The sequence below is a fragment of the Sphingomonas sp. OV641 genome (genome assembly GCF_900109205.1).
Taxonomy (GTDB): Bacteria; Pseudomonadota; Alphaproteobacteria; order Sphingomonadales; family Sphingomonadaceae; genus Sphingomonas.
Window position 1 is genome coordinate 319,973 of sequence record NZ_FNZB01000003.1, and the last position, 22,630, is coordinate 342,602.

Annotated in this window: 19 protein-coding genes; 5 read left to right on the plus strand and 14 right to left on the minus strand. The window is 65.6% G+C overall.

Annotation, left to right across the window (positions count from 1 at the left end):
- Nucleotides 1-137 precede the first annotated feature (137 nt).
- Both BMX36_RS15465 and BMX36_RS21350 read left to right on the plus strand, forming a co-directional pair.
- Nucleotides 138-2,063 carry a CocE/NonD family hydrolase gene (locus BMX36_RS15465; protein ID WP_093067037.1) on the plus strand — a complete coding sequence of 642 codons (1,926 nt, stop codon included), beginning with the start codon at nucleotides 138-140 and terminating at the stop codon, nucleotides 2,061-2,063.
- A gap of 55 nt (nucleotides 2,064-2,118) precedes the next feature.
- Entirely contained in the window at nucleotides 2,119-3,333 is a 1,215-nt protein-coding gene (locus BMX36_RS21350; RefSeq protein ID WP_143058584.1) for a hypothetical protein, read from the plus strand.
- Between the two features lie 21 nt (nucleotides 3,334-3,354).
- On the opposite strand, the gene BMX36_RS15480 is transcribed toward BMX36_RS21350, so the two are convergent.
- The 3 genes from BMX36_RS15480 to rplJ all read right to left on the minus strand — a co-directional run bounded on the left by BMX36_RS15480 (nucleotide 3,355) and on the right by rplJ (nucleotide 5,953).
- Nucleotides 3,355-4,809 carry a hypothetical protein gene (locus BMX36_RS15480; RefSeq protein ID WP_177179174.1) on the minus strand — a complete coding sequence of 485 codons (1,455 nt, stop codon included), beginning with the start codon at nucleotides 4,807-4,809 and terminating at the stop codon, nucleotides 3,355-3,357.
- 202 nt (nucleotides 4,810-5,011) lie between these two features.
- Nucleotides 5,012-5,389, minus strand: a complete 378-nt coding sequence (gene rplL / locus BMX36_RS15485) for a 50S ribosomal protein L7/L12 (RefSeq protein ID WP_066781235.1) — start codon at nucleotides 5,387-5,389, stop codon at nucleotides 5,012-5,014.
- A 48-nt stretch (nucleotides 5,390-5,437) separates the two neighbouring features.
- On the minus strand, nucleotides 5,438-5,953 hold the full coding sequence (rplJ, locus tag BMX36_RS15490; protein ID WP_066781252.1) for a 50S ribosomal protein L10: 516 nt from the start codon (nucleotides 5,951-5,953) through the stop codon (nucleotides 5,438-5,440).
- Between the two features lie 425 nt (nucleotides 5,954-6,378).
- On the opposite strand from rplJ, the gene BMX36_RS15495 reads away from it, so the two are divergent.
- Complete coding sequence (locus BMX36_RS15495) at nucleotides 6,379-8,856, plus strand: PhoX family protein (RefSeq protein WP_093066819.1); 2,478 nt, start codon at nucleotides 6,379-6,381, stop codon at nucleotides 8,854-8,856.
- Between the two features lie 214 nt (nucleotides 8,857-9,070).
- Here the strand turns inward: BMX36_RS15495 and BMX36_RS15500 are convergent, their stop codons facing one another.
- The 7 genes from BMX36_RS15500 to putA form a co-directional block, all read right to left on the minus strand.
- Nucleotides 9,071-10,243 (minus strand): alpha-hydroxy-acid oxidizing protein, encoded by a 1,173-nt coding sequence (locus BMX36_RS15500; RefSeq protein ID WP_093066821.1) that lies wholly within the window; start codon nucleotides 10,241-10,243, stop codon nucleotides 9,071-9,073.
- 233 nt (nucleotides 10,244-10,476) lie between these two features.
- Nucleotides 10,477-11,484 carry a glycosyltransferase family 4 protein gene (locus BMX36_RS15505; RefSeq protein WP_093066823.1) on the minus strand — a complete coding sequence of 336 codons (1,008 nt, stop codon included), beginning with the start codon at nucleotides 11,482-11,484 and terminating at the stop codon, nucleotides 10,477-10,479.
- Nucleotides 11,484-13,079 (minus strand): alpha-amylase family glycosyl hydrolase, encoded by a 1,596-nt coding sequence (locus tag BMX36_RS15510; protein WP_093066825.1) that lies wholly within the window; start codon nucleotides 13,077-13,079, stop codon nucleotides 11,484-11,486. The genes BMX36_RS15505 and BMX36_RS15510 overlap by 1 nt, the downstream gene beginning before the upstream one ends.
- Before the next feature lie 54 nt (nucleotides 13,080-13,133).
- The gene (locus BMX36_RS15515; protein WP_093066827.1) at nucleotides 13,134-14,219 is read right to left on the minus strand and encodes a RelA/SpoT domain-containing protein; all 1,086 of its coding nucleotides are present in this window, start codon (nucleotides 14,217-14,219) and stop codon (nucleotides 13,134-13,136) included.
- A 150-nt stretch (nucleotides 14,220-14,369) separates the two neighbouring features.
- Nucleotides 14,370-15,062 carry a 50S ribosomal protein L1 gene (rplA, locus tag BMX36_RS15520; protein ID WP_066781248.1) on the minus strand — a complete coding sequence of 231 codons (693 nt, stop codon included), beginning with the start codon at nucleotides 15,060-15,062 and terminating at the stop codon, nucleotides 14,370-14,372.
- A gap of 4 nt (nucleotides 15,063-15,066) precedes the next feature.
- Nucleotides 15,067-15,498, minus strand: a complete 432-nt coding sequence (gene rplK, locus BMX36_RS15525; protein WP_046406429.1) for a 50S ribosomal protein L11 — start codon at nucleotides 15,496-15,498, stop codon at nucleotides 15,067-15,069.
- Between the two features lie 284 nt (nucleotides 15,499-15,782).
- A complete protein-coding gene (putA, locus tag BMX36_RS15530; RefSeq protein ID WP_093066829.1) occupies nucleotides 15,783-19,394 on the minus strand; it encodes a trifunctional transcriptional regulator/proline dehydrogenase/L-glutamate gamma-semialdehyde dehydrogenase in 3,612 nt (1,203 codons plus the stop codon).
- A gap of 117 nt (nucleotides 19,395-19,511) precedes the next feature.
- Here putA and BMX36_RS15535 point away from each other — a divergent pair, with 117 nt between their 5' ends.
- Nucleotides 19,512-19,985: an Lrp/AsnC family transcriptional regulator gene (locus BMX36_RS15535; protein WP_066777214.1), complete on the plus strand. Its 474-nt coding sequence runs from the start codon at nucleotides 19,512-19,514 to the stop codon at nucleotides 19,983-19,985.
- Here BMX36_RS15535 and BMX36_RS15540 read toward each other — a convergent pair.
- A complete protein-coding gene (locus tag BMX36_RS15540) occupies nucleotides 19,982-20,188 on the minus strand; it encodes a hypothetical protein (RefSeq protein WP_066777211.1) in 207 nt (68 codons plus the stop codon). The genes BMX36_RS15535 and BMX36_RS15540 overlap by 4 nt on opposite strands.
- Before the next feature lie 69 nt (nucleotides 20,189-20,257).
- A complete protein-coding gene (locus tag BMX36_RS15545) occupies nucleotides 20,258-20,470 on the minus strand; it encodes a cold-shock protein (RefSeq protein ID WP_066777209.1) in 213 nt (70 codons plus the stop codon).
- Between the two features lie 348 nt (nucleotides 20,471-20,818).
- On the opposite strand from BMX36_RS15545, the gene BMX36_RS15550 reads away from it, so the two are divergent.
- On the plus strand, nucleotides 20,819-21,889 hold the full coding sequence (locus BMX36_RS15550) for a type I restriction enzyme HsdR N-terminal domain-containing protein (RefSeq protein WP_093066830.1): 1,071 nt from the start codon (nucleotides 20,819-20,821) through the stop codon (nucleotides 21,887-21,889).
- A gap of 2 nt (nucleotides 21,890-21,891) precedes the next feature.
- Here the strand turns inward: BMX36_RS15550 and BMX36_RS15555 are convergent, their stop codons facing one another.
- Both BMX36_RS15555 and BMX36_RS15560 read right to left on the minus strand, forming a co-directional pair.
- Nucleotides 21,892-22,071, minus strand: a complete 180-nt coding sequence (locus tag BMX36_RS15555; protein ID WP_093066832.1) for a hypothetical protein — start codon at nucleotides 22,069-22,071, stop codon at nucleotides 21,892-21,894.
- Entirely contained in the window at nucleotides 22,046-22,531 is a 486-nt protein-coding gene (locus BMX36_RS15560; RefSeq protein WP_256210840.1) for a hypothetical protein, read from the minus strand. Before BMX36_RS15560 ends, BMX36_RS15555 begins: the two co-directional genes overlap by 26 nt.
- Nucleotides 22,532-22,630 lie beyond the last annotated feature (99 nt).

Sequence of the window (22,630 nt, forward strand, 5' to 3'; positions counted from 1 at the left end):
ATCGCCGCCATCTTGTCCGTCTTTCCGGCAAGGGCAGGGATCCATGACCGCGATCTTCTCGACTGGCGAGAGACGTGTGCGAAAGGATCTTTGCCTGGCGCGGGGATGACGAGGGTGATTGGAAGAGGGGCGCGCACATGAAGAGACTGTTGCTGCTTGCCGGCGCCACGCTGGCGCTTACGCCTGTCATGGCGCAGCAGACGCCGCCGGCGACCGGCGATGTTCCGGCGAGCTTCGCCTATCCCGTCGACGCACGCGACTATGTGCGCCGCGAGGTGATGATCCCGATGCGCGACGGGACCAAGCTGTTCACCGTGATCATCATTCCCAAGGGCGCAACCAATGCGCCGATCCTGCTGACGCGCACGCCCTACAATGCGGCGGGCCGGGCCAACCGGGTGGCGAACAGCCCGAACATGGCGTCCTTGCTGCCGCAGGGTGACGAGCCGTTCGTGCGCGCTGGGTACATCCGCGTATTTCAGGACATCCGCGGCAAATATGGCTCCGAAGGCGATTACGTCGTGACTCGACCGGTGATCGGCCCGCTCAACCAGACCAAGGTCGATCACGTCACCGACGCCTATGACACGATCGACTGGCTGGTGAACAAGGCGAACCTGCCGGAAACGAACGGCCGCGTGGGAATGCTGGGCTCTTCCTATGAGGGGTTCACCGTCGTCATGGCGCTCTTGAACCCGCACCCCGCGCTGAAGGTGGCTGCGCCGGAGAGCCCGATGATCGACGGCTGGATGGGAGACGACTGGTTCCATTACGGCGCGTTCCGGCTGGCGAACATCGCGTGGCTGGGCAAGCAGACCGGCTTCAAGGGCGCGGGATCGGAGCGTGTTTCCGGCATCTATGACGATTACGAGCAGTTCCGCCGGGTCGGGTCTGCGGGCGCATGGGCGACGCAGTCCGGCTATGCCGACCTGCCTTACTGGCAGCGGATGGTGGCGCACCCGGCCTATGACGGCTTCTGGCAGGGGCAGGCGCTCGATAAGCTGATTGCGGCCAATCCCTCCAACGTGCCGACCATGTGGGAACAGGGGCTGTTCGATCAGGAGGATATGTACGGCGCCATCACCACCTGGGAGGCGCTGAAGGCGAAAGGGAAGGCGGGGAACAACTTCCTGGTGATGGGGCCATGGCGGCACAGCCAGGCGAATTACGACGGCTCCTCCCTGGGCGACTTCAAGTGGAACGGCGATACGGCTACCGAGTGGCGAGAGGATTATCTCTTTCCGTTCTTCGACCAATATCTGCGTGACGGGAAGCCGGCCTTCACCCCGCCGCAGGCGCTGATCTACAACACCGGGGACAACCGCTGGGATAAGCTGTCGCAATGGCCGCTGGCCTGTGACACCGGTTGTGCGGCCCCCATGACCCCGATCTATCTGGGTGAGAACGGCGCCCTGGGATTTCAGAAGGGGCAGGCGGGTGGTGATAGCTATGTCTCCGATCCGGACAAGCCGGTGCCGCACCTGCCGCGCCCGGTGAATTTCGGTGACGGGCGCTGGGGCGCGTGGCTGGTGTCCGACCAGCGATCGGTGGATGGCCGCACCGATGTGATGACGTACGAGACCGCTCCGCTGACCCAGGCAGTACGGGTGTCGGGCGCGCCGATGGCGGACATATTCGCCAAGACGACCGGCACCGACGGCGACTTCGTGGTGAAGGTGATTGACGTCTATCCGGACGATTACCCGAACGAGCCGAAGAAGGGCGGATATCAGCTGCCGATCAGCCTCGACATCTTCCGTGGCCGTTATCGCGACAGCTTCGACAAGCCGACGCCGATCCCGGCGGGGAAGGTGCAGCGCTATCGCTTCCGCCTGCCGACGGTGAACCATGTGTTCAAGCCGGGCCACCGGATCATGGTTCAGGTCCAGTCGTCGCTGTTCCCGCTCTATGATCGCAATCCGCAGAAATATGTGCCGAACATCTTCCTGGCGAAGAAGGAGGATTATCAGAAGGCGACCGTGACGCTGTCGCGCGGCGGCGCGCAGGCAAGCGCAGTGTGGCTGCCGGTGGTGGGTGACGCGCGGACAGCGCCGCGCCCGTAATTGGTTGTCCGGCGTTCAGGTTCGCACGAGTAGCGCAATGAGCATGGCAGGGGTGATGAAGATGCGGTGGGCAGCCGGAGCGGCGGCGCTTTGCGTGGCCGGGGTGGCAAGCGCGCAGGTGCCGCCAACGACGATACCGGACGTGGGCAATTTCAGCCTGCCCGAAACGCCGCCGCGTGCCCAGCCGATCCCGCTGCCCCCTCCGACACCAACGCCGACCCCGACCCCGACCGCTGCGGTGCCGCTGGTGGTGCCGCCACCTCCGCCGCGCGCAGAGGCGCCGCGCCCGCGTGCGACTCCGACCGCCACGCCGGCACCGACGGCGACGCGCGCGCCGGCTCCCGTGCCCCGCGCCACTGCCGCGCCTGGGGTTACGCCGACCCGCGCCGTAGAGCCGGCCCCTGTTCCTTCGCCCTTGCCAGAGGCGTTACCGGCAGAGGGTGTTACGCCTGAACCGGCGCCAGTCGCCGAGGCGGCGCCCGCCGTGATCCTGCCCGAGCCGGCGCCTTCCAATGAGCGACTGAATTGGCTTTGGGGGGTGCTGATCGGCGCGATCCTGCTGGTGGGGGCGGCGCTCTTTGCGTGGCGGCGTCGATCGGCACGACCGGAGGCGCTGCCTGCGCCCGACGAGCCGTTCGACGCGGCGCCGGTAGATCCGGCCGCGGAAGAAGAGTTGGTGGTCGAACAGTCGCCGGCGGAGCCGCGACCTGCTGAGCCGGTGCCGCCCATGGCTGCCGTGCCAGCTGCCGCAGCGCCGCGGTTCCTGGATGTGTCGGACAAGGTGCCGCCCGCGCGGCTCGAGCTTGAGGCGCCGGTGGTGCGCCGCGCGGGCATCAACATGATCACGGCAACGGCTGACCTTACAGTCGAGGTGCGCAACGCGTCGGACGTGCCGGCACGCGGCGTGACGCTGGACGTGCGGCTTGCCAGCGCGCAGCCCAATCAGGATGCGGCCATCGCGGCGATGTTCGCAGGGCCAGTGCCGCGGCCGGCTGCGCCGCCGTTCGACCTGGCACCCGGCGAAAGCCGTCGCGTGCGAACGCTGGTGACGATGGCGCGCGAGTCGATCACCGTGCTTCAGGCGGGCGGGCGGCCGATGTTCGTGCCCGTGGTGGCGATCCGTGCGCTTCACGCTGGCGGGCAGACGGTGTCGGTTCACGCGCTGGGCATCGAGCGGCCGGGACAGGCGAAGCTGGGGCCGTTCTGGCTCGATCAGCCGGGCCGGATGTTCGATGCTGTCGGCGTACGCCCGCACAGCGGGCAATGGTGAGCAGGCATCAGTTCTGCGCCGTCAGCGCGGTGTCCACAAGGTGATGTTGGCGACGCGGGCGCCGGGTCGGTAGCGCTGCATGGCCCGTGCCAGCGGGGGATGGCGGGCGATCCAGGTCGGCCCGGGAACCTCGTCCACCAGGACGATATCGGGGCGATACCGGATGATATCGGCCGCAAGCAGCGCGGCGTCGGCCCGTTCGGCTTGTTCATATGCGCGTCGTGCGGCGGGGGAGAGCGCCGGGCTCTCCAGTTGCTGCCATGCATTGCCCGTCGCCCATTGGTTCCCCCGCGTGCCGACCCATGTGCCGTCGACCCAGCGGGTGAGCGGATGTCCGAGCGAGAAATCGAACGAGACGCCGATCAGCTTCGGATGGGATGGCCCGAGCCGCTGCACCGCATCGCGCAGGGCGGTCGGCTGCGGCACGCGGGCGTAGCTGTAGGTCGCGAACAGCGCGAGGGTGGCGGCGCAGAGCGCACCAAAGGCGCGCGCCTTGCCGGGCCGCGCCAGTTCCAGCGTGATTGCGAGGAGCGCTGACGCGACCGCGGGATAGCCGTGGTTGAGATAGCCCTTGCCCTGCACCAGTCCGGCGAGAGCGAAGCCGGCGGCGGCGAGTAGCGCGACAATCGCGGGTTCGGACGGGCGGGCCCGTGCGAGCCAGAAGGTGAGTACTGCCGCGGTCGCGGGGATCGTTACCATCGTGCCGGTGAGGAGATGATGCCAGCTGTCGCGCCCCGGCAGGTACACCAGTCGGAGCAGCGGCAGCATGTGGGTGAAATACTCAGGAAAGGCGAGCAGCACGAGGAGGAGGTAGCCGGCGCAGACCAGCGCCAGGGTGATCCATTCGGGCGCGCGTGCCGCATCAAGGCTGCGCCGCCGGAGCGCCGACCAGAGCGCGGGCAGAGCAAGCGCGAGGATGAGGTGAGGCTTGATGACGACCATGATCCCCCCCGCGATGCCGGCCGAGCGGGCGTCGGCGGCGCGGACCGGCAGGGCCAACGATCGGCTGACGATCACCGCGAGCATGGGGAGGCCCGCGAGAAGGGCGATGTGTTCGCGCTGCGCGAACAGGTCTGCGGGCAGGATGAGGAGGATGAAGGCGCATGCGGCGCTGACCAGCGTGGCCCGGGCGGGCAGCGGTGGCAGGATGCGGCGGGCGTGGCGCACGGAAAGGAGCGCCAGCACGGCCACCATCGCAACCGTCAGCGCTTCCGGGCGGAGACCGAGCGCCTGCGCGAGCGCGACCGCCGGCACGTAGAGCAGGACCGAGGCGGGCGGGTTCACCTCCTCGATATCGCGATACAGCCGGGCGCCATCGAGCAGTCGCTCGGCGATGGTGATGAGCCAGGAAACGTCGCAGTTCAGCGCGGAAAGTGATTGCTGGATCAGCGCGGCGGCGGCGACGAACGCGATCGCCAGCCATGGCCGCAGCGGCATTCGGCGCGGCGCGGAGAAGGAGAGGGTGCCGGTGATCACTCGCGCGGCACTATCGCCCCAGTGGTTGCGGCGGGGTTACTGCCGCGGCGGCACAGGGAAGAGGTGGAGCGGACAAGAAAAAGGCGGCACCCGCGAAGGCGCCGCCCTTTCTTTCAAGTCGGCCATCAGGGGAACGAGTCCCGCGACATCGGCCGGCCTTGTGCGAGGCGCGCTGCCAGGCAGCGCGCGCCCGCACAGCGGCTTACTTGAGCTCGACGGTCGCGCCGGCTTCCTCGAGCTGCTTCTTGACCTTCTCGGCCTCGTCCTTCGAAACGCCTTCCTTGATCGGCTTCGGCGCGCCCTCGACGAGGGTCTTCGCTTCGGTCAGGCCAAGGCCGGTGATCGCGCGGACTTCCTTGATGACGTTGATCTTCTTGCCACCGTCGCCGGTGAGGATCACGTCGAACTCGGTCTTCTCTTCAGCGGCCGGAGCAGCTGCGCCGCCACCAGCTGCCGGAGCTGCTGCAACCGCTGCTGCGGCCGAGACGCCCCACTTCTCTTCGAGGAGCTTCGAGAGCTCAGCCGCCTCGAGGACGGTCAGTTCGGACAGCTGGTCAACCAGCGCGTTCAGGTCTGCCATGATAGTCTTCCTTTAAATCGATCGAATGAAACGATGCTGCCTGAAGGATCAGGCGGCTTCCTTTTCCGAGTAAGCTGCAAGCACGCGCGCGATCTGCGCGGCGGGCGCCTGGGTGATGGTCGCCAGCTTCGTGGCCGGAGCCACGATGAGACCGACGATCTTCGCCCGGAGCTCGTCCAGCGACGGCATCGTCGCAAGCGCCTGAACGCCTGCCACGTCGAGCTTGGTCGCACCCATTCCGCCGCCGACGATCTCGAACTTGTCGGTCGTCTTGGCGAATTCCACGGCTACCTTGGCAGCCGCAACGGGATCGACCGAAGTCGCGAGACCGACCGGGCCGGTGAACATGTCACCAAGCTCGTTATAGTCGGTGCCGTCGAGCGCGATCTTGGCAAGCTTGTTCTTCGAGACCTTGTAGACGGCGCCGGCCTCGCGCATCTTCGTCCTCAGCTGCGTCGACTGGGCGACGGTGAGGCCGAGGTTGCGGGTGACGACCACCACGCCGACCTCGGAGAAGGTCTGCTTGAGTTCGGCGACGGCTGCGGCCTTTTGAGCACGATCCATGCCATTCTCCACACTTTGACCGCACCCCGAAGGCTGCGGCCGGTTACGATCCACCTGCGGCAGACGCCGCAGATAGTTGTCCAAGGGCACCCCACCAAAGTATGACTTTGATGGGACCCGAGCGATGGGGAATGGGAAGCGTCGCATGGCCAGGCCATGCGGCAGACCGGAGCACGCGGACGCGCTGCGGTGAAATCCTGTCCCCGTCTCGGCGGGGCATTAAGGGCGCGAACACCCACCCGCTGTCTCGGACGGCGCCGCACACCAGAGGGGTACGGCAAGCGGCGCCCTTTAGCGGAATGACGCGCCACGTCAAGTGTCTTCAAAATGGCATGAAACCGCAATCGATTCGTCGCGGCCGTGCCATGCGGCCGTCACTCGCCCCCGCCAGAGGCGCTTCAAAGCCTTTGATAATTGGGGGAACCATGACCGACTCGCGCTTCACCTATGACGATGGCGACATCGACACCAACAATGCCGCCAACCCGCATCTGAACGAACTGATCGCCCAGCGTTATTCGCGCCGGCAAACGCTGCGTGGCGGGTTGACCGCGATGACGACGGCGGTGTTCGGCGGCGTGCTGCTGGCGGGCTGCGACGATGACGACGACCTTCTGCAGCGCGAGAGCGTCTCGGTGTCGACCGGCCAGTCGGCCACGGCGACCGCCGGTAAGACGGTGACGCTGCAGGGCACCGCAAGCTCCACCGCGCGCACCGTGGGCTGGACGCAGGTGAGCGGCCCGACCGTGACGCTGACCAACGCCAACACCGCCACCGCCAGCTTCACGGCGCCCGCCGTGAGCGCGGCGACGCCGCTCGTCTTCCGCTTCACCGGCGCGACCGGCATCGGCGACACGGCAACGGCCGACACCACCGTCACCGTATCCCCGGCAACGCTGGACTTCACCGCGGTGGCGAAGAACCGCAACGACCTGGTCACCGTGCCGGCCGGCTATGCCGTGACGGTGCTGTATCGCCTGGGCGATCCCATCAATGCCAACACTCCCGCTTATGCCAATGACGGTTCGGACACGAACTTCGGCGCGCGGGCGGGCGACCATCACGATGGCATGAGCTTCTTCGGCCTGGCTGCCAGTGGCGCGACGCGCGACGCGTCCAGCAGCACGCGCGGCGTGCTGGTGCTGAACCACGAGAATATCACCGAAAGCTACCTGCACTCGCGCGGGCCGACGAACACGGGCGGCGTGCGCCCGGAGGCGGAAGCGATCAAGGAAATCGAAGCGCACGGCGTTTCGGTGATCGAAGTAACGCGCGGCGCTTCCGCGTGGAGCTATGTCCAGGCGTCGGCGCTCAACCGCCGCATCACCCCGAACACGCCCATGGCGTTCAGCGGCCCGGCAAAGGGCAATGTGCTGCTGCGCACCGTCTATTCCACCGACGCCACCAAGGGCCGGGGCACCATCAACAATTGCGCCAACGGGACGATGCCCTGGGGCACCTATGCAACGGCGGAAGAAAATTGGGCCGGATATTTCCGGCGCGATCGCGGCGACGCGGCCGTCCGCGTCACCGCCGGCCAGGCCAAGCAGAACACCAGCCTGGCCCGCTACGGCATCTCCGAAGGCCGCGCCGGCAATTACGGCTGGACCACGGTGACCCCGGCGGATTCGTCCAACACGCTGTTCCGCAAGTGGAACATTACCGCCACCGCCGGTGCGGCATCGGACGGCACGCAGGACTTCCGCAACGAAGCGTTCCAATACGGCTGGATCGTCGAGATCGACCCCTATGACCCCGCCTCCACGCCGCGCAAGCGCACCGCGCTTGGCCGCATGAACCACGAAGGCGTCGGCCCGGGCCGCATGATCGCGGGCGTGAAGCCGGCCTTCTACATGGGTGACGACGCGCAGGGCGAGTATATCTACAAGTTCGTTTCCGCGACGGCATGGACGGCGGCCGATGCGAATGCCGCCGACCGCCTGGCGATCGGTGACAAATATCTCGACACGGGCACGCTCTATGTCGCGAAGCTGAATGCCGACGGCACTGGCCAGTGGCTGCCGCTGGTGTTCGGCACCGGTCCGCTGACCAGCGCCAACGCCACCTATCCGTTCGCCGACCAGTCCGACGTGCTGGTCAACACCCGCCTGGCGGCGGATCTGGTGGGCGCGACCAAGATGGACCGTCCGGAATGGACCGCGGTGAACCCGGCGAATGGCGAGATGTATTGCACGCTCACCAACAATTCGTCGCGCACCCCCGCCACCGTCGATGCGGCCAATCCGCGCGCCTATGTCGATCCGCGCACCGATGGCCGCTCGACCACCGGCAACGCCAACGGACATGTCATTCGCTTCCGCGAAAATGGCGACACGACCGAGGCGACGGCGTTCACCTGGGACGTTTATGCCTTTGGCTCGGGCAGCGATCTGGACAAGGACAACATCAACCTGTCGGGCCTCGACGACACCAATGACTTCTCATCGCCGGACGGGCTGTGGTTCAGCCTGCCGTCGAATGTCGCGGGACAGGTCAATCCGGTGATGTGGCTGCAGACCGACGACGGTGCGTACACCGACGTCACCAACTGCATGATGCTCGCTGCCATTCCCGGCAAGGTCGGCGACGGTGGCACCAAGACGATCACCAACACCACGCCGGCTGGCACCAGCACGGCCACGACGCGCGTCGGCAAGGCGCCCGGCGCGACGCTGAAGCGCTTCCTGGTCGGCCCGAAGGAGTGCGAGATCACCGGCATCACCTCCACGCCGGACGGCAAGGCGCTGTTCGTCAACATCCAGCACCCGGGTGAGGGCGGCGGACCGGACAACATCACGTCGAGCTGGCCGGCCTCGCAGACCGGAACGCCGACGACGCCAAGCCGCCCGCGCTCGGCGACGATCGTGATCACCCGCACCGACGGCGGCCTGGTCGGGATCTGAAAGGTCCAGCTCAGCTAACAATGGATCCCTCTCCCCAGCGAGAGGGACCCTTTTTGTTGGGCGCGGCACCTGCCGGATCGTCATCCCGGACTTGATCCGGGATCCATCGTGCGGCGCACGCTGTGGCTGGTTGGCGCGCGCAGCACTCGCGGCTGGTTGGATCCCGGATCGAGTCCGGGATGACGATGGTGTCCGGGGGAGGGCGTTGGTGCCGCTACCGATCCGTGCGGATCGCCCCGGCCTCACGCACTGCCGCCAGCGTCGGCCAGCCGTTGACGGCCATCAGCAGGTCCGCCTCCGCCAGAATGCACTTCAGGACATGGGCGCAGCCCTGCGCGCCGCCGAGCGCCAGGCCGTAGCTGTAGGGGCGGCCGATGCCGACCATGTCAGCGCCGAGCGCGATCGCCTTCACCACATCGGTGCCGGAGCGGATGCCGCTGTCGAAGAATAACGGCACGCGGCCGGCCACCGCCTCAGCCACCGCCGGCAGCATATCGATCGCCGCAATGCCGCCATTCGCCTGCCGCCCGCCATGGTTGGAGACGTAGATGCCGTCCGCGCCGCCGTCGATCGCGCGGCGCGCGTCTTCGGGGTGGCAGATGCCCTTGAGGACGATCGGCAGGCGGGTGATCGACTTCAGCCAGGGGAGGTCGTCCCAGGTCAGCACCTTGCCGAACGTGGCGCCCCAGGTGCCGATGGCGGTGCGAAGGTCCTCCTCGGGCGCCTTGCCGCCCAGCATGGCGCGGAAGCGGGGATCGATGAAATAGTTCTGCAGCACGTGGCCGCGCAGCTGCGGAAAGTTGGACGGGTTGAGGTCGCGCGGGCGCCAGCCGGTGACCCAGGTGTCGAGCGTGACGATGATCGCCTTATACCCCGCCTTTTCCGCGCGCGAGACGAGGCTTTCGGCCAGGTCCTTGTCGCGGGGCGTGTAGAGCTGGAAGAAGGCGGGCGTGTCGCCGCAGGCGGCGTGGACGTCCTCGAGCGGATCGTTGGAGAGGGTGGAGGCGGTGAGCGGGACGCCGGTGGCGGCGGAGCCCTGCGCGGCGGCGAGGTCGCCGTGCTGGTCCTGTGTCATCATGCCGGTGACGCCGATCGGCGCCATGAATACGGGCGATGGCAGCGACAGACCGAAGATCGAGGTGGAAAGGTCGCGATGCGTGGTGTCGACCATCATCCGCGGCACCATGCCCCAATGGCGGAAGGCGCGGGCGTTCTCGTCCTGCGTGAACTCGTCGCCGCAGCCGCCCTGGACATAGGTGAGGACATGCGGCGGAAGCGCGGCCTGCGCACGCTTCTCCAGCGTCGCGAAATCGACGGGCAGGGTGGGGACGATGCCGGAAAGGCCGGCGCCGTAGATCTGGGTCTGGAGGTCGCCGTAATGCGGCATGGGGTTCGCTCTCCTGCTTTTGCTGGCAGTGTCGCGGGGGAGAGGCGTCCTGTCCACCTTCGTTGAGAAGCGTAATCATGTCCCGGCCGATCGTCATCCCGGACTTGATCCGGGATCCAAGTCTCCCCGGGCGCTGTCACCTGTCGCTCTAGCGACAGCGTTCGCGGCACCATGGATCCCGGATCAAGTCCGGGATGACGGCGAGGCTTGAAGAAAGGACAGTCTGCCTCATCTCACCCGATCAGGCGTTCGTAGAGCTTGATGTAATCGTCCGCCATCCGCTCCACGCTGAAGCGTTCCGCCACCCGCTTCCGGCAGGCGGAGCGGTCTATGTCGCCGATGCGGGCGATGGCTTCCACCGCTTCCTCCACCGTATCGACGAGGAAGCCGGTGACGCCGTGTTCGATCAGCTCGGGCATGGAGCCGCGGTTGAAGGCGATCACCGGCGTGCCGCAGGCCATTGCCTCCACCACCGAAAGGCCGAAGGGTTCGTCAAAGCCGATGAGGTGGAGGAGCGCGCGGGCCTCGCCGAGCGCCCGGGTTCGCGTGTCGCCACCGACCACGCCGCGGAAGATCACGCGGTCATTGTCGATGTGCGGGGCCACGTCCCGTTCGTGATAACCCTGGTCCTGCACCAGGCCGGCCATGATGAGGCGCTTGCCGGCCTGTTGCGCAGCGGCGATGGCCGCGTGTGGGCCTTTATCGGGGTGGATCCGGCCGAAGAAGAGCAGGTCGTCGCTGCCCTGCGCATCGAACGGGAAATCGCCCAGTGGAATGCCGTGATGGATCGTCGCGGCGTAGCTGAGCGATGGGTGGCGATCGGCGTCGCTGATCGAGACGTAATGCACGTGGTCGTCGTAGCGCTGGTACACCGGCACGATCCGTTCGGACGAGAAGCCGTGGATCGTTGTCAGCATCGGCGTGTCGATCAGGCGTGACCAGGCGAGCGGCATGAAATCGGCCTGGTTGTGGATGAGGTCAAAGTCGTCGGCGCGTTCCATGCAGTGCGCGATGTGCATCGCCTCCCAGACCTTGGCATCCAGGTGCGGCGGTTCGGAATAGCCGCGCGGGGCGACGCCCTCCAGCCTGCCGGCGGTGTGCGAGTTCCGGGTGGCAAAGAGCGTGACGTCGACACCGCGCGCGATCAGCGCCTCGGTCAGCAGGCTCGTCACCAATTCCCACGGGCCATAGCCGGTCGGGGGCGTCGACCAGGAAATCGACGACAGCATGGCGATACGCATCAGGCGAGTAGCTCCACGACATAGGCCTCATCGGCATCGATCGTGCCGTCGAACATGTCTCGCGTTCCGGTCGCGACGATGATCCGGCCGGGGCGAGTGGCGCCAGGCAGCGTTACCTCGCGCGGCTCGCTGCCGAGATTGAGGACGACGAGCAGCCGCTCGTCGCCGTGCTGGCGCTCGTAGGCGAGGATATCGGGCGCGGCCTCGCGCAGTGTCATGCGGCCCAACGAGAGGGCGGGGCTGGCGCGGCGCGCGGCGAGAAGGCGGCGGTAGAGCCGCAGCATCGAGGCCGGGTCTTCCTCCTGCGCGGCGACGTTGCGGGTGCGCCAATCGGGGTGAAGCGGCAACCACGGTTCGACGGTGGAGAAGCCGGCATTGGAGGACGCATCCCACGCCATTGGCGTGCGCGACCGATCACGGCCAAGGCCCATGCCGGGCTGACGCAGATCCTGCGGATCGCGGATGCGGTGGGGCGGGATGTCGACGGTGCCGATGCCGATCTCGTCGCCCTGGTAGAGCGTCGGCGTGCCGCGCAGGGTGAGGAGCAACATGGCGGCGACGCGGGCTTGGCGCTCGCCAATGCGCGCGGCGATGCGCGCGGCATCATGGCTGCCGATCACCCAATTCGGCCAGCCGTGGTCGGGAATGGCGGCATCATAGCCAGCGATCAGCGCGGCGAGCGTGTCGCGATCCCATGGATTCTCGATCAGTTCGAAGTTGAAGGGGAGGTGGACGCCGGGCTCCGCCTCCGTCCCGTACCAGCGCATCAGGCGATCGCGGGGTAGGAAGATCTCGCCGACCAGTGCGGTGTCGCCATAGCTGTCGGCAAGCTGGCGAAACTGCCGCGTGAAGGCATGCGCCTCGGGCTGGTCGGTGGAATGGTGCTGGAGGACCCGGAGCTTTTCGGCGAGCCCCTCGCGCCAGTCAGGGTTGGCCGGGTTGTCGGGCAGCCCCTCGGCCTTCACGATGTGCCAGAGGACGTCGATGCGAAATCCGTCCACGCCGCGGTCCAACCAGAAGCGCATCACGTCGGTCATCGCCTGCGCGACAGCGGGGTTGCGCCAGTTGAGGTCGGCCTGTTCCTTCAGGAAGGTGTGGAGATAATATTGGCCGGTCACCGGATCGAGCTCCCACGCCGGGCCGCCCATGTCGCTGATCCAGTTGTTGGGCAGGCCGCCGCCGGGCGCGGGATCGCGCCAGATGTACCAATCGCGCTTCGGATTGTCGCGCGATGAGCGGCTTTCCACAAACCACGGGTGCTCCGTGGAGGAATGGTTGGGGACGAAATCGAGCAGCAGCCTGAGGCCGCGGGCGTGGACCGCGGCGAGCAGGCGATCAAAGGCAGCGAGATCGCCGAACATCGGCTCGACCCCGGTGTAATCGGCGACGTCATAGCCGAAATCGGCCATCGGGGAGGGGAAGATCGGGGAGAGCCAGATGGCGTCCACGCCGAGGCTGGCGACATGATCCAGGCGGGCAGCGATGCCGGCGAGATCGCCGATGCCGTCGCCGTTCGAGTCCGCGAAGGACCGCGGATAGATCTGATAGATGACGCCGCGCTTCCACCAGGGTGCGGCGAGGGTAGCCTCGCTCATGAGGATCGTAACGCCGGGGGAATGATTGGGTTCACGCGCGGTTCGTTCTAGAGGCTAGCCGCGCCTTCCCCGAAGCCATGCTCGCAACCAACTACCGTCGATGAAGGCGCTCGTCTTTGGTGGTGGGCTAACCACACGCTTCAAGCAGGTCGCGAACATCTGAACGTCTAGGAAGTAATTAGGATAGGCCGAACGAAGGTCGGAAAGCTTGTCGACCGCGACCAGCACAGAATTAAGCTGATTGCCGTATTCTGCGTCGTCCAAAGCGCTCGATGAGGCGCTAAGTGAAACCCCTCGGACCTTCACCTGCTGGTTGGCAGCGTCGAACTGGATCAAGTAGAAGGGCGCGCGAGTGCTGACAGTTTCGCTGATTTTCACCGCTTGCCTATACTTCTCCAAGGTCGCCAGCGCGTTCAAACCTCTCTCAAGCGCAAGGATTTCCTCGCGACGTTCAATGTCGGATGCAGGAGTCCCCGGAACCAACGTCGCCCGCTCTGCTGAGGCAATTTCTGCCGCCATGAGAGCAAAGAAGCGAAGCCAGTCTACGTCACCTGCACCGCTCTTAAGGTCCTCACCCCTGACCATGCCAACCGCTTCTACAGCGGTCGCCCAGGCGTGCTGTAGTCTCGTGCGAAGTTGCACTTCGACAAACATCGGGCTCCGGTTCCAGGCTTCATACTGTTCCTGGCCCTGGTAGCGAAAAATCAGATGGTGGCTGCGATATCCACTGTCCTTGGGCGCAGATATATAATCGTTCTCCGCCCGGAAAATGTGAGCGGCTTCGCTACGGTAAAGAGCCAACAGGCGGTCAACCGCCGTCTGATTTGGCATGATCGCGCGGCAGCCGGCAATGTCTTGCATCTGATAAAGTGTATGCGGTGTTCGGCGAAGCTTCGCCCGAAGCGAACTCATACGTTTGAGCCGTGCGGCGGTAAGCGCATCTCCGCCCGCCCGCCGTGCCTTACCGATCAGTTCAGCGCGCATCGCTCGCATGGGAACAATATGGCTGGCTCGCCAAGTGTGAGCCACTCTAAACGCATTGAGAACTTCGTCGCTGACGGAATCATGATGCTCTTTCAGCACTTTTCCCGCGTTCGCGACTTGGCTTTTTGAGAATTCAGGCGGCTCCCAATCTGGCATGTCATCCCGCGCTAATGATTTGCGTTCATGTCGAGGATGTGAACATCTGCCACTTCCTTGGAGTGTTGGGTACGCAGAATGGAACGCAAGCAACAAAAAAGGCCGGGGTTGCCCCCGGCCTTTTCCGTTACGCAAACTAAGACTTGTCGATCAGGCCGAGGCGACTTCCGCCACGTCGATCTTGATGCCCGCACCCATGGTGCTGGAGATCGCGACCTTGCGGACGTACTTGCCCTTGGCGCCGGCCGGCTTGGCCTTGACCACCGCATCGACCAGCGCGTCGAAGTTCGCGCGCAGGTCTTCGGCCGGGAAGCTCGCCTTGCCGATGCCGGAGTGGATGATACCGGCCTTTTCGACGCGATATTCGACCTGACCGCCCTTGGCAGCCTTCACCGCCTCGGCGACGTTCATCGTCACGGTGCCGAGCTTCGGGTTCGGCATCAGCCCCTTGGGACCCAGCACCTTACCGAGACGGCCGACGATGCCCATCATGTCCGGGGTCGCGATGCAGCGATCGAAGTCGATCTTGCCGCCCTGGATGGTTTCCATCAGGTCTTCCGCACCGACGACGTCGGCACCGGCAGCAAGCGCCTCTTCGGCCTTCGCGCCGCGGGCGAACACGCCAACGCGCACGGTCTTGCCGGTGCCCTTGGGCAGCGTGACAACGCCGCGGACCATCTGGTCAGCGTGACGCGGATCAACGCCGAGGTTCAGCGCGACTTCGATCGTCTCGTCGAACTTGGAGGTCGCACCCGACTTGGCGAGCTGGATCGCCTCGTCAACGCCGTGCAGCTTCTCGCGGTCGACCGTGATCGCCTTCTGCTTCTTCGTGAGCTTCGCCATGTTCTTAGCCCTCCACAACCTGGAGGCCCATCGCGCGAGCGGAGCCTTCGATGATCTTCGTTGCTGCGTCGATGTCGTTCGCGTTCAGGTCCTTCATCTTGGCCTGAGCGATTTCCGCGAGCTGCGAGCGCTTGATGGTTCCCGCGCTGGTCTTGCCCGGCTCCTTCGAGCCCGACTTCAGGTTCAGCGCCTTCTTGATGAGGAAGGTCGCCGGCGGCGTCTTCGTCTCGAAGCTGAACGAGCGGTCGGCGTAAACGGTGATGACGGTGGGGAGGGGCGAGCCCTTTTCCATGTCAGCCGTCTGCGCGTTGAACGCCTTGCAGAATTCCATGATGTTCACGCCGCGTTGACCCAGCGCCGGGCCGATCGGCGGCGACGGGTTTGCAGCGCCGGCAGGCACCTGCAGCTTGATATAGCCTGTGATTTTCTTCGCCATGTCACTCTCTTTAAGTTTAGCGGTCGTCGCGGGCGCGTTGCCGCACCCTCCCGCAAGCGTTCCAGTGATACCGGAAGCGGGCGCGCATAGCGGATGCGGGGCAGGAAAGCTAGGGGGTTGTTGGGTTCACGCGAAGACGCGGCGGCGGCAAGGGCTTTTGGCGCGCCATTCTCCCGTTCGCGCGGAGCTTGTCGAAGTGCGTGTCGCAGGCGCTGGGGCTGCCTGGCACGTCCTTCGACAGGCTCAGGACGAACGGGGGCGAGGGAGGACTCAGCCGATGAGGCTTACGTCATCGCCATGAGGCTGGCGTTGCCGCCCGCCGCGGTGGTGTTGATCGAGGTGGAAACCTCCTCGACCAGCCATTCGAGACGGTAATCGCCGGCCTGGGTGAGGACGATCGGGCCATCCAGTGCGGCGATCCGTTGTTGCAGGTCGCGGACGCGCGCGGCATCGCCCTCGATCAGGGCGCCGGCATAGGGGCCCTCGCTCGCCCAGTCGGCACTCCAATGGATGCGGGCGGCGACCGGCGCGGGCAGATCGGTGCGCAACCCGGCGTCCACCACCAGATCGTTGCCCGTCGCGAGGCCGGCGGTGAGCTGCGCCATCAGCCCCTCGCGCGTTTCCGGCAGCAGCAGGATGCGGCCGCGCGGGTGGAGGGCGTAGAGGTTGCGCTCACCAACCGGGCCGTCGAGTTCGGTTTCGAGACCGAGCGGAGAGGCGGCGGCGATATCCCGAACGCGCGCGGCAGTGGCTTCATCCCCGCCGTTCCCGAGCCAGAGCGCAAGATCACGGGCGGCGGCATCGGCAGTGATCGAGGTGCCTGCGGGCGCCTCGATCGCACCGCGCACCAGACGGCCGAGATAGAGCGGACCGCCCGCCTTTGGTCCGGTGCCCGACAGCCCGCGCCCGCCGAACGGCTGCACGCCGACGACCGCGCCGATGATGTTGCGGTTGATGTAAAGATTGCCCGCCTTCACCCGCGCGGTGACATGGGCGATCGTCTCGTCCAGCCGGGTGTGGAGACCGAAGGTGAGCCCGTAGCCGGTGGCGTTGATCCGGTCGATCAGCGCGTCCAGCCCGCTGCGCTTGTAGCGGATCACGTGAAGGACGGGGCCGAACACCTCTCGCTCAAGCTCAGCGATGTCGGACAGCTCGATGATGGTCGGCGCGACGAACGTGCCCTGGGCGGTCTCATCGGAGAGCGCGAGCGAGTCCACCTTGTGGCCACGATCACGCATCGCGGCGATGTGGCGGGTGATGTTCTCCTGCGCCTCGGCGGTGATGACGGGACCGATGTCGACCGCCAGCCGATCGGTGCGACCGATGCGCAGCTCCTGCAGCGCACCGCGCAGCATGGTGAGGATGCGGTCGGCGACTTCCTCCTGCAGGCAAAGAACCCGCAAGGCCGAGCAGCGCTGACCGGCGCTGTCGAACGCGGAGGCGATGACATCCGCCACCACCTGTTCGGCGAGTGCGGAGCTGTCGACGATCATCGCATTCTGGCCGCCGGTTTCCGCGATCAGCGGGATGGGCGTGCCCTCGGGCGAGAGGCGGGTGGCGAGTTCGCGCTGGATGAGGCGGGCGACCTCCGTTGAGCCGGTGAACATCACCGCCGCCGTCTCGGGCGCGGCTACCAGCGCCGCGCCGATCGACCCGTCGCCTGGGACGAGTTGAAGCACATCGGAGGGGACACCCGCCTCGTGAAGGATGGCAACGCCCTGCGCGGCGATCAGCGGGGTTTCCTCGGCGGGCTTGGCCAGTACGGTATTTCCGGCGACCAGCGCGGCGGCGACCTGGCCGGTGAAGATCGCCAGCGGGAAGTTCCACGGACTGATGCACGTCACGGCGCCGAGCGGCCGGTGCGCGGGGCCAAAGCTGCGGCGGGCCTGATCGGCGTAATAGCGCAGAAAGTCGATCGCCTCACGCACTTCGCCGATGGCGTTGGGGACGGACTTGCCGGCCTCGCGCACGGTGAGGCCGATCAGCTCGGCCATGCGGGCCTGCATCGCGTCCGCCGCCCGGTCGAGCATCGCAGCGCGCTCGGCCGCGGGCACGGCGGCCCAGGCGGGAGCGGCGGCGGCAGCCGTGCGTGCGGCGGCGCTGGCCTGCTCGGGCGTTACCTCGACCACCGTACCGACGATGTCGCGGTGATCGGCAGGGTTCAGCACGGGGCGGGGGGTGCCCTGACCATCGGCGGAGGCGGCGCGCCATTTGTCGTGCGCGCCGGCCTGCATCGTCTCGGCCAGTCCGGCGAGCGTGCGCTCGTCGGCGAGGTCGATCCCATCGGAATTGCGCCGGCGGGGGTAGAGATCGGCCGGCAAAGCGATGCCGGCGTGCTTCTGACCCGGCGTATCGGTAGCACGAACAACCGCCACCGGATCGGCGACGAGGTCGGTGATCGAGACCTCGGGATCGGCGATGCGGTTCACGAACGACGAATTGGCGCCGTTCTCCAGCAGGCGGCGGACGAGATAGGCGAGCAGCGTCTCGTGCGTGCCGACGGGCGCGTAGATGCGGCAGGGGCGGTTCAGCTTGTCCGGGCCGACCACCTCGTCATACAGCGGCTCGCCCATGCCGTGGAGGCACTGGAACTCATAGTCGCCGATCGTGAATTCGGGGCCAGCCATGGCGTGAACGGTCGCCAGCGTCTGGGCATTGTGCGTGGCGAACTGCGGAAACACCGCATCGCGGTTCGCCAGCAGGCGGCGGGCGCAGGCGAGGTACGACACGTCGGTGTGGATCTTGCGGGTGTAGACCGGAAAGTCGGCCTGACCATCGACCTGCGCGCGCTTGATCTCGGCATCCCAATAGGCGCCCTTTACCAGCCGGACCATGATGCGGCGGTTCGCGCGACGGGCGAGATCGACGATCCAGTCGATGACGAAGGGGCAGCGCTTGCCATAGGCCTGGATGACGAAGCCGAGGCCGTTCCAGCCGGCGAGATCGGGATCGAGCGACAGGCTTTCTAGCAGGTCGAGCGAGAGTTCGAGCCGGTCGGCCTCCTCCGCGTCGATGTTGAAGCCGATGTCATAGCCTTTGGCGACCAGCGCGAGCGCGCGGACCTTGGGCAGCAGCTCGCCCATGACCCGGTCGGCCTGTGCGCGGGCGTAGCGGGGATGGAGGGCGGAGAGCTTGATCGAGATGCCGGGACCGGCATAGACGCCGCGGCCCGCAGAGGCCTTGCCGATGGCGTGCACCGCCGTCTCATAGTCGCGGTAATAGCGGTCGGCGTCGGCGACGGTGGTCGCGGCCTCGCCCAGCATGTCATAGCTGTAGCCGAAGCCGCGCGCCTCCAGCGGGCGGGCGCGCTTCAGCGCTTCGCCGATCGTCTCGCCGGTGACGAACTGTTCGCCCATCATGCGCATCGCCATGTCGACGCCGCGGCGGATCACCGGCTCGCCGGCGCGGGCGATGAGGCGGGTAAGCGCGGCGGCGAGGCCGCGATCGTTGACGCTATTGGTCAGCTTGCCCGTCACCACCAGGCCCCAGGTGGCGGCATTGACGAAGAGCGAGCGGCCGTCGCCGATATGGCTGCGCCAGTCACCGCCGGCGATCTTGTCACGGATCAGCGCGTCGCGGGTGTCATCGTCGGGGATGCGGAGCAGCGCCTCAGCAAGGCACATCAGCGCCACGCCCTCCTGGCTGGAGAGGGCATATTCCTGCACCAGACCCTCGACGCCAGTGCCCTTGTGCTTGGCACGAAGCGCGGTGATCAGCGTGGTGGCGGTGGCCAGAGCCTGTGCCTTGATCGCGTCCGGCAGCGTGGCTTCATCGAGCAGCGGGGCGAGCGCCTCCGGCTCGGGACGACGGGTGGCGGCGGTGATGGCGGCGCGCAGCGGAGTAGCGGAGCGGACCGGCGGGGCGAAATCGGCGAACAATGGCGACAGGGTGGGCATCGATGATTCCAGCGGATGACGTGCGCCGGATATAGTGATTGTCGCCAAGGCAATCCGACTTATGATTGCTGTTCCGGCAGACCGTTCGGCTTGTTGATGATCCTGGCGGAAGGCGAAATGGACGTTTCAATTCTTGGCGGTGACGATATCGACCAGTTCGACCGGCGCATCATCGAGGTGCTGAGGAGCGACGGGCGGATCTCCGTCACCGAACTGGCGCAGCGCGTGGGGCTGTCCAAGACGCCGTGCCAGACCCGACTGAAGCGGCTGACCGACCGCGGTTTCATCCGCGGGTTCAAGGCCGTAGTGGATCCCGCGCGGCTGGGGCTGGGCCATGTCGCCTTCACGGAGGTGAAGCTGTCGGACACCAGGGAGGCGGCACTGGCCGAATTCCGGCGCGGCGTGCTGGCCATCGCGGAAGTGGAGGAATGCCACATGATCGCCAGCAGTTTCGATTACCTGCTGAAGATCCGCACCCGCGACATCCGCCACTACCGCGACATCCTGGGCGAGCGGATCTCGACCCTGCCGCATGTCGCCAGCACCTCCACCTTTGTGGCGATGGAAGCGATCCGCGAGGGCGGCTTCTAGAGCTCGACCGGCTGCCGCTGCGCCGCCGTGGCGGCCTCGCGCTCGGTGCGCTGGGTGGCGACGCGCTCGGCACGATCGGCCATGGTCTCCCACGCCCGTGCGGCACGCTCACAGCGTTCGCGCACGTTATCGAGCGTCGCGTCGCGGGCATTGGCAAACTCGCTGGCGGCGCGGGCGCGGTACACGGTTGCATCATCGGCCATGGGGCGGGCTCCCTTTTGCTGTTCAAGGTCGCCGGCCGGCACCATCGCCGGCCGGCGGATGCGCGATGCTTATTCCGCGGCTTCGAGCGAGACCGCGCTGGTGCGGCCGCGACGATCATTCTCCAGCTCGTAGCTGACGCGCTGGTTCTGGTTCAGCGTGATGAAGCCGGCGCGCTCCACGGCGGAAATGTGCACAAAGGCGTCCGGGCCGCCATTGTCCGGCGCGATGAAGCCGAAGCCCTTGTCGGCGTTGAAGAATTTGACGGTGCCGATGTTGGCCATGGGGATATTCCTTCTTGTTTCGGACGGGCGAGCCGACGACCGGAGCGCCCGGTGCCGCGGCAGCAGGGAAAGAAGGAAGAAGGTGCCGCAAAGCGCCAAAGACCGTCGATTTGCGAACGTAGCGGGCGACATATAGGGGCGCCGGCCCTGAATAGCGAATCAGCATCGGTGCGAACAGTTCCGCAGAGAATTGCGCGAGGCGAGCGGCGGCGGGGGCTGGCCTGGGCGCTGCTGAAGCTGGCAGGGTCGGAATGATGAAATCAACTATCCAAAATGCTTGTCAAAGGAAGTGCTTGCAGATTGCGACATCTCTAGACAGAATTTGGTTCGTCAACCGGGGGGTGGAACATGGATCTCGCAACGCGTCTAGCCGAACTTCAAAAACGAACAATCGAACATCGCGAGGTCCTTCTAACAGAAGAGGCAGCGAAGACGGCGCTGGTAATGCCGTTCTTGCAGTCTCTTGGATATGACGTTTTCAATCCTAAGGAAGTGGTCCCAGAATTTACGGCTGATGTTGGTATCAAGAAGGGTGAAAAGGTAGACTACGCCATCTGCGCCGATAGCAAAGTGAACATATTGGTTGAGTGTAAACCATCAACATCAGAGCTTAATGTCAGCCATGCGTCACAGCTTTTCAGGTACTTCTCAACTACAGAGGCGCGCTTGGCCGTGCTTACAAACGGTGTGAACTACCATTTTTTCTCCGATGTGGAGAAGCCGAATAAGATGGACGAGCGACCATTTTTCACGTTTTGCATGGATGCAATCAAGCCAAGCGATGTGCGCACGCTAGAGAAGTTTGGTAAAAGCGACTTTGATATTAAAAAGATAATTCAAGAAGCGGGAAATCTGAAGCTTCAATCATTGCTCAGGAAAGCCATCGAACAAGAATTTTCTGAGCCATCCGACGAGTTCGTAAGACTTTTCGCTGGGCGGGTGATCGAGGGACGTATCACACCGGCGGCCAAAGAAAGTATCGCTCGCTTGGTTCCCAGTACCATAGGAGCATTGATACGGGACCGGGTGAACGAGCGGCTTTCATCCGCGCTGAACGCTACCACTCCTGTGATGGTCGAGCCAGATGAAGGCGAAATCTCTTTACCTGAAGAGGGTATCGTCACGACTCAGGAAGAGCTTGGTGGATTTCATATTGTCCAAGCGATAGCCTCCCGGTTTGTTGACCCGAAACGCATCGCGATCAGGGATAGCAAGAGTTATTGCGCGATCCTGCTCGACGACAACAACCGCAAGACAATCGCAAGAATGTGGTTCAATTCGCCCACCACCCGCTACTTCGGGACGTTCGAAGGCAAAGAGGAAACTCGCCACCTGATGCCGGAGCTTACCGGTATCTACCAGCTTATGCCGCAAATCGAAGCGCGCTTACGTGAGTTGGACGAAACCATACCAGCGTAGGGCTACCAGCGGCCACCCGCATCTTCGATCGCCTTCAGCAGCGCGCGCTTGCTTTCAGTGCGGCGAGTGCCGCTGTTGCGGGACACGGCGTTGATCCCTGTTTCCTCACGTCGGCGCGCGATGTCCGCGGCAAGCTCCGCAAGAGGGATCGCGCGATCAGTCCCTGAGATCTTCGATGCCATATTCGCCTGCGCTTTCGTGCCGCATGCGGGCGTCCATATAGTCCAGGTCCACGTCCGCATGAAGGCCGAACAGCTTCTTCGCTTGATCCAGCATGGCTGGCGCAGCGCCGGACGCGAATTGGCCCATGCGATCGGCGATCATGTTTTCGATCAAAATGATCGCTGCTCGTCCGTCAGCGCCGAGATCGACCAAGACAACGCGGTCGCGATCGGCGGCGCCATCCAGCAACAGCGATGAGACGACTTCAAAACCCAGCATCAGTTCGGGATGCAACCAGCCTAAGGGCGTGTGGCCGGGCGCTCCGGGCTTAGTGAACCCCAGGCGCTGTACCTCCTGCTCAAACTCTTCCTGTCGTGCGGTGACGATGTCGAAGTCGCCGGTGCTGACGGCGCTTAACGTGTATCGTTCGACTGCGCCGCCGCCGACCAGAACCGGGGGAACGAAGCCGCGTGCCCGCATTGCTTCGCTGGCGCGGGCGAAAAGGCGCAGGCCGGCTTCGAATTCGGGGCGTTAGCTTGGTGCGGCCTTCGTTGCTTTCCCCTCCACCACCAGCCTTTG

Coding starts and splice junctions, on each gene's coding strand:
- rplA (WP_066781248.1), bottom strand. CDS start 15,062: ATGGCGAAGCTCACGAAGAAGCAGAAGGCGATCACGGTCGACCGCGAG.
- BMX36_RS15500 (WP_093066821.1), bottom strand. CDS start 10,243: ATGCCGCATTACGGCGACCTCCAGACCCAGATCTACGGCGCCGGCCTT.
- rplL (WP_066781235.1), bottom strand. CDS start 5,389: ATGGCAGACCTGAACGCGCTGGTTGACCAGCTGTCCGAACTGACCGTC.
- BMX36_RS15495 (WP_093066819.1), top strand. CDS start 6,379: ATGACCGACTCGCGCTTCACCTATGACGATGGCGACATCGACACCAAC.
- BMX36_RS15560 (WP_256210840.1), bottom strand. CDS start 22,531: ATGCGGGCACGCGGCTTCGTTCCCCCGGTTCTGGTCGGCGGCGGCGCA.
- BMX36_RS15505 (WP_093066823.1), bottom strand. CDS start 11,484: ATGCGTATCGCCATGCTGTCGTCGATTTCCTGGTCGACGCCCCCGACC.
- BMX36_RS21350 (WP_143058584.1), top strand. CDS start 2,119: ATGAAGATGCGGTGGGCAGCCGGAGCGGCGGCGCTTTGCGTGGCCGGG.
- BMX36_RS15515 (WP_093066827.1), bottom strand. CDS start 14,219: ATGCCAGATTGGGAGCCGCCTGAATTCTCAAAAAGCCAAGTCGCGAAC.
- BMX36_RS15550 (WP_093066830.1), top strand. CDS start 20,819: ATGGATCTCGCAACGCGTCTAGCCGAACTTCAAAAACGAACAATCGAA.
- rplK (WP_046406429.1), bottom strand. CDS start 15,498: ATGGCGAAGAAAATCACAGGCTATATCAAGCTGCAGGTGCCTGCCGGC.
- BMX36_RS15535 (WP_066777214.1), top strand. CDS start 19,512: ATGGACGTTTCAATTCTTGGCGGTGACGATATCGACCAGTTCGACCGG.
- BMX36_RS15545 (WP_066777209.1), bottom strand. CDS start 20,470: ATGGCCAACATCGGCACCGTCAAATTCTTCAACGCCGACAAGGGCTTC.
- BMX36_RS15465 (WP_093067037.1), top strand. CDS start 138: ATGAAGAGACTGTTGCTGCTTGCCGGCGCCACGCTGGCGCTTACGCCT.
- putA (WP_093066829.1), bottom strand. CDS start 19,394: ATGCCCACCCTGTCGCCATTGTTCGCCGATTTCGCCCCGCCGGTCCGC.
- rplJ (WP_066781252.1), bottom strand. CDS start 5,953: ATGGATCGTGCTCAAAAGGCCGCAGCCGTCGCCGAACTCAAGCAGACC.
- BMX36_RS15555 (WP_093066832.1), bottom strand. CDS start 22,071: ATGGCATCGAAGATCTCAGGGACTGATCGCGCGATCCCTCTTGCGGAG.
- BMX36_RS15510 (WP_093066825.1), bottom strand. CDS start 13,079: ATGAGCGAGGCTACCCTCGCCGCACCCTGGTGGAAGCGCGGCGTCATC.
- BMX36_RS15540 (WP_066777211.1), bottom strand. CDS start 20,188: ATGGCCGATGATGCAACCGTGTACCGCGCCCGCGCCGCCAGCGAGTTT.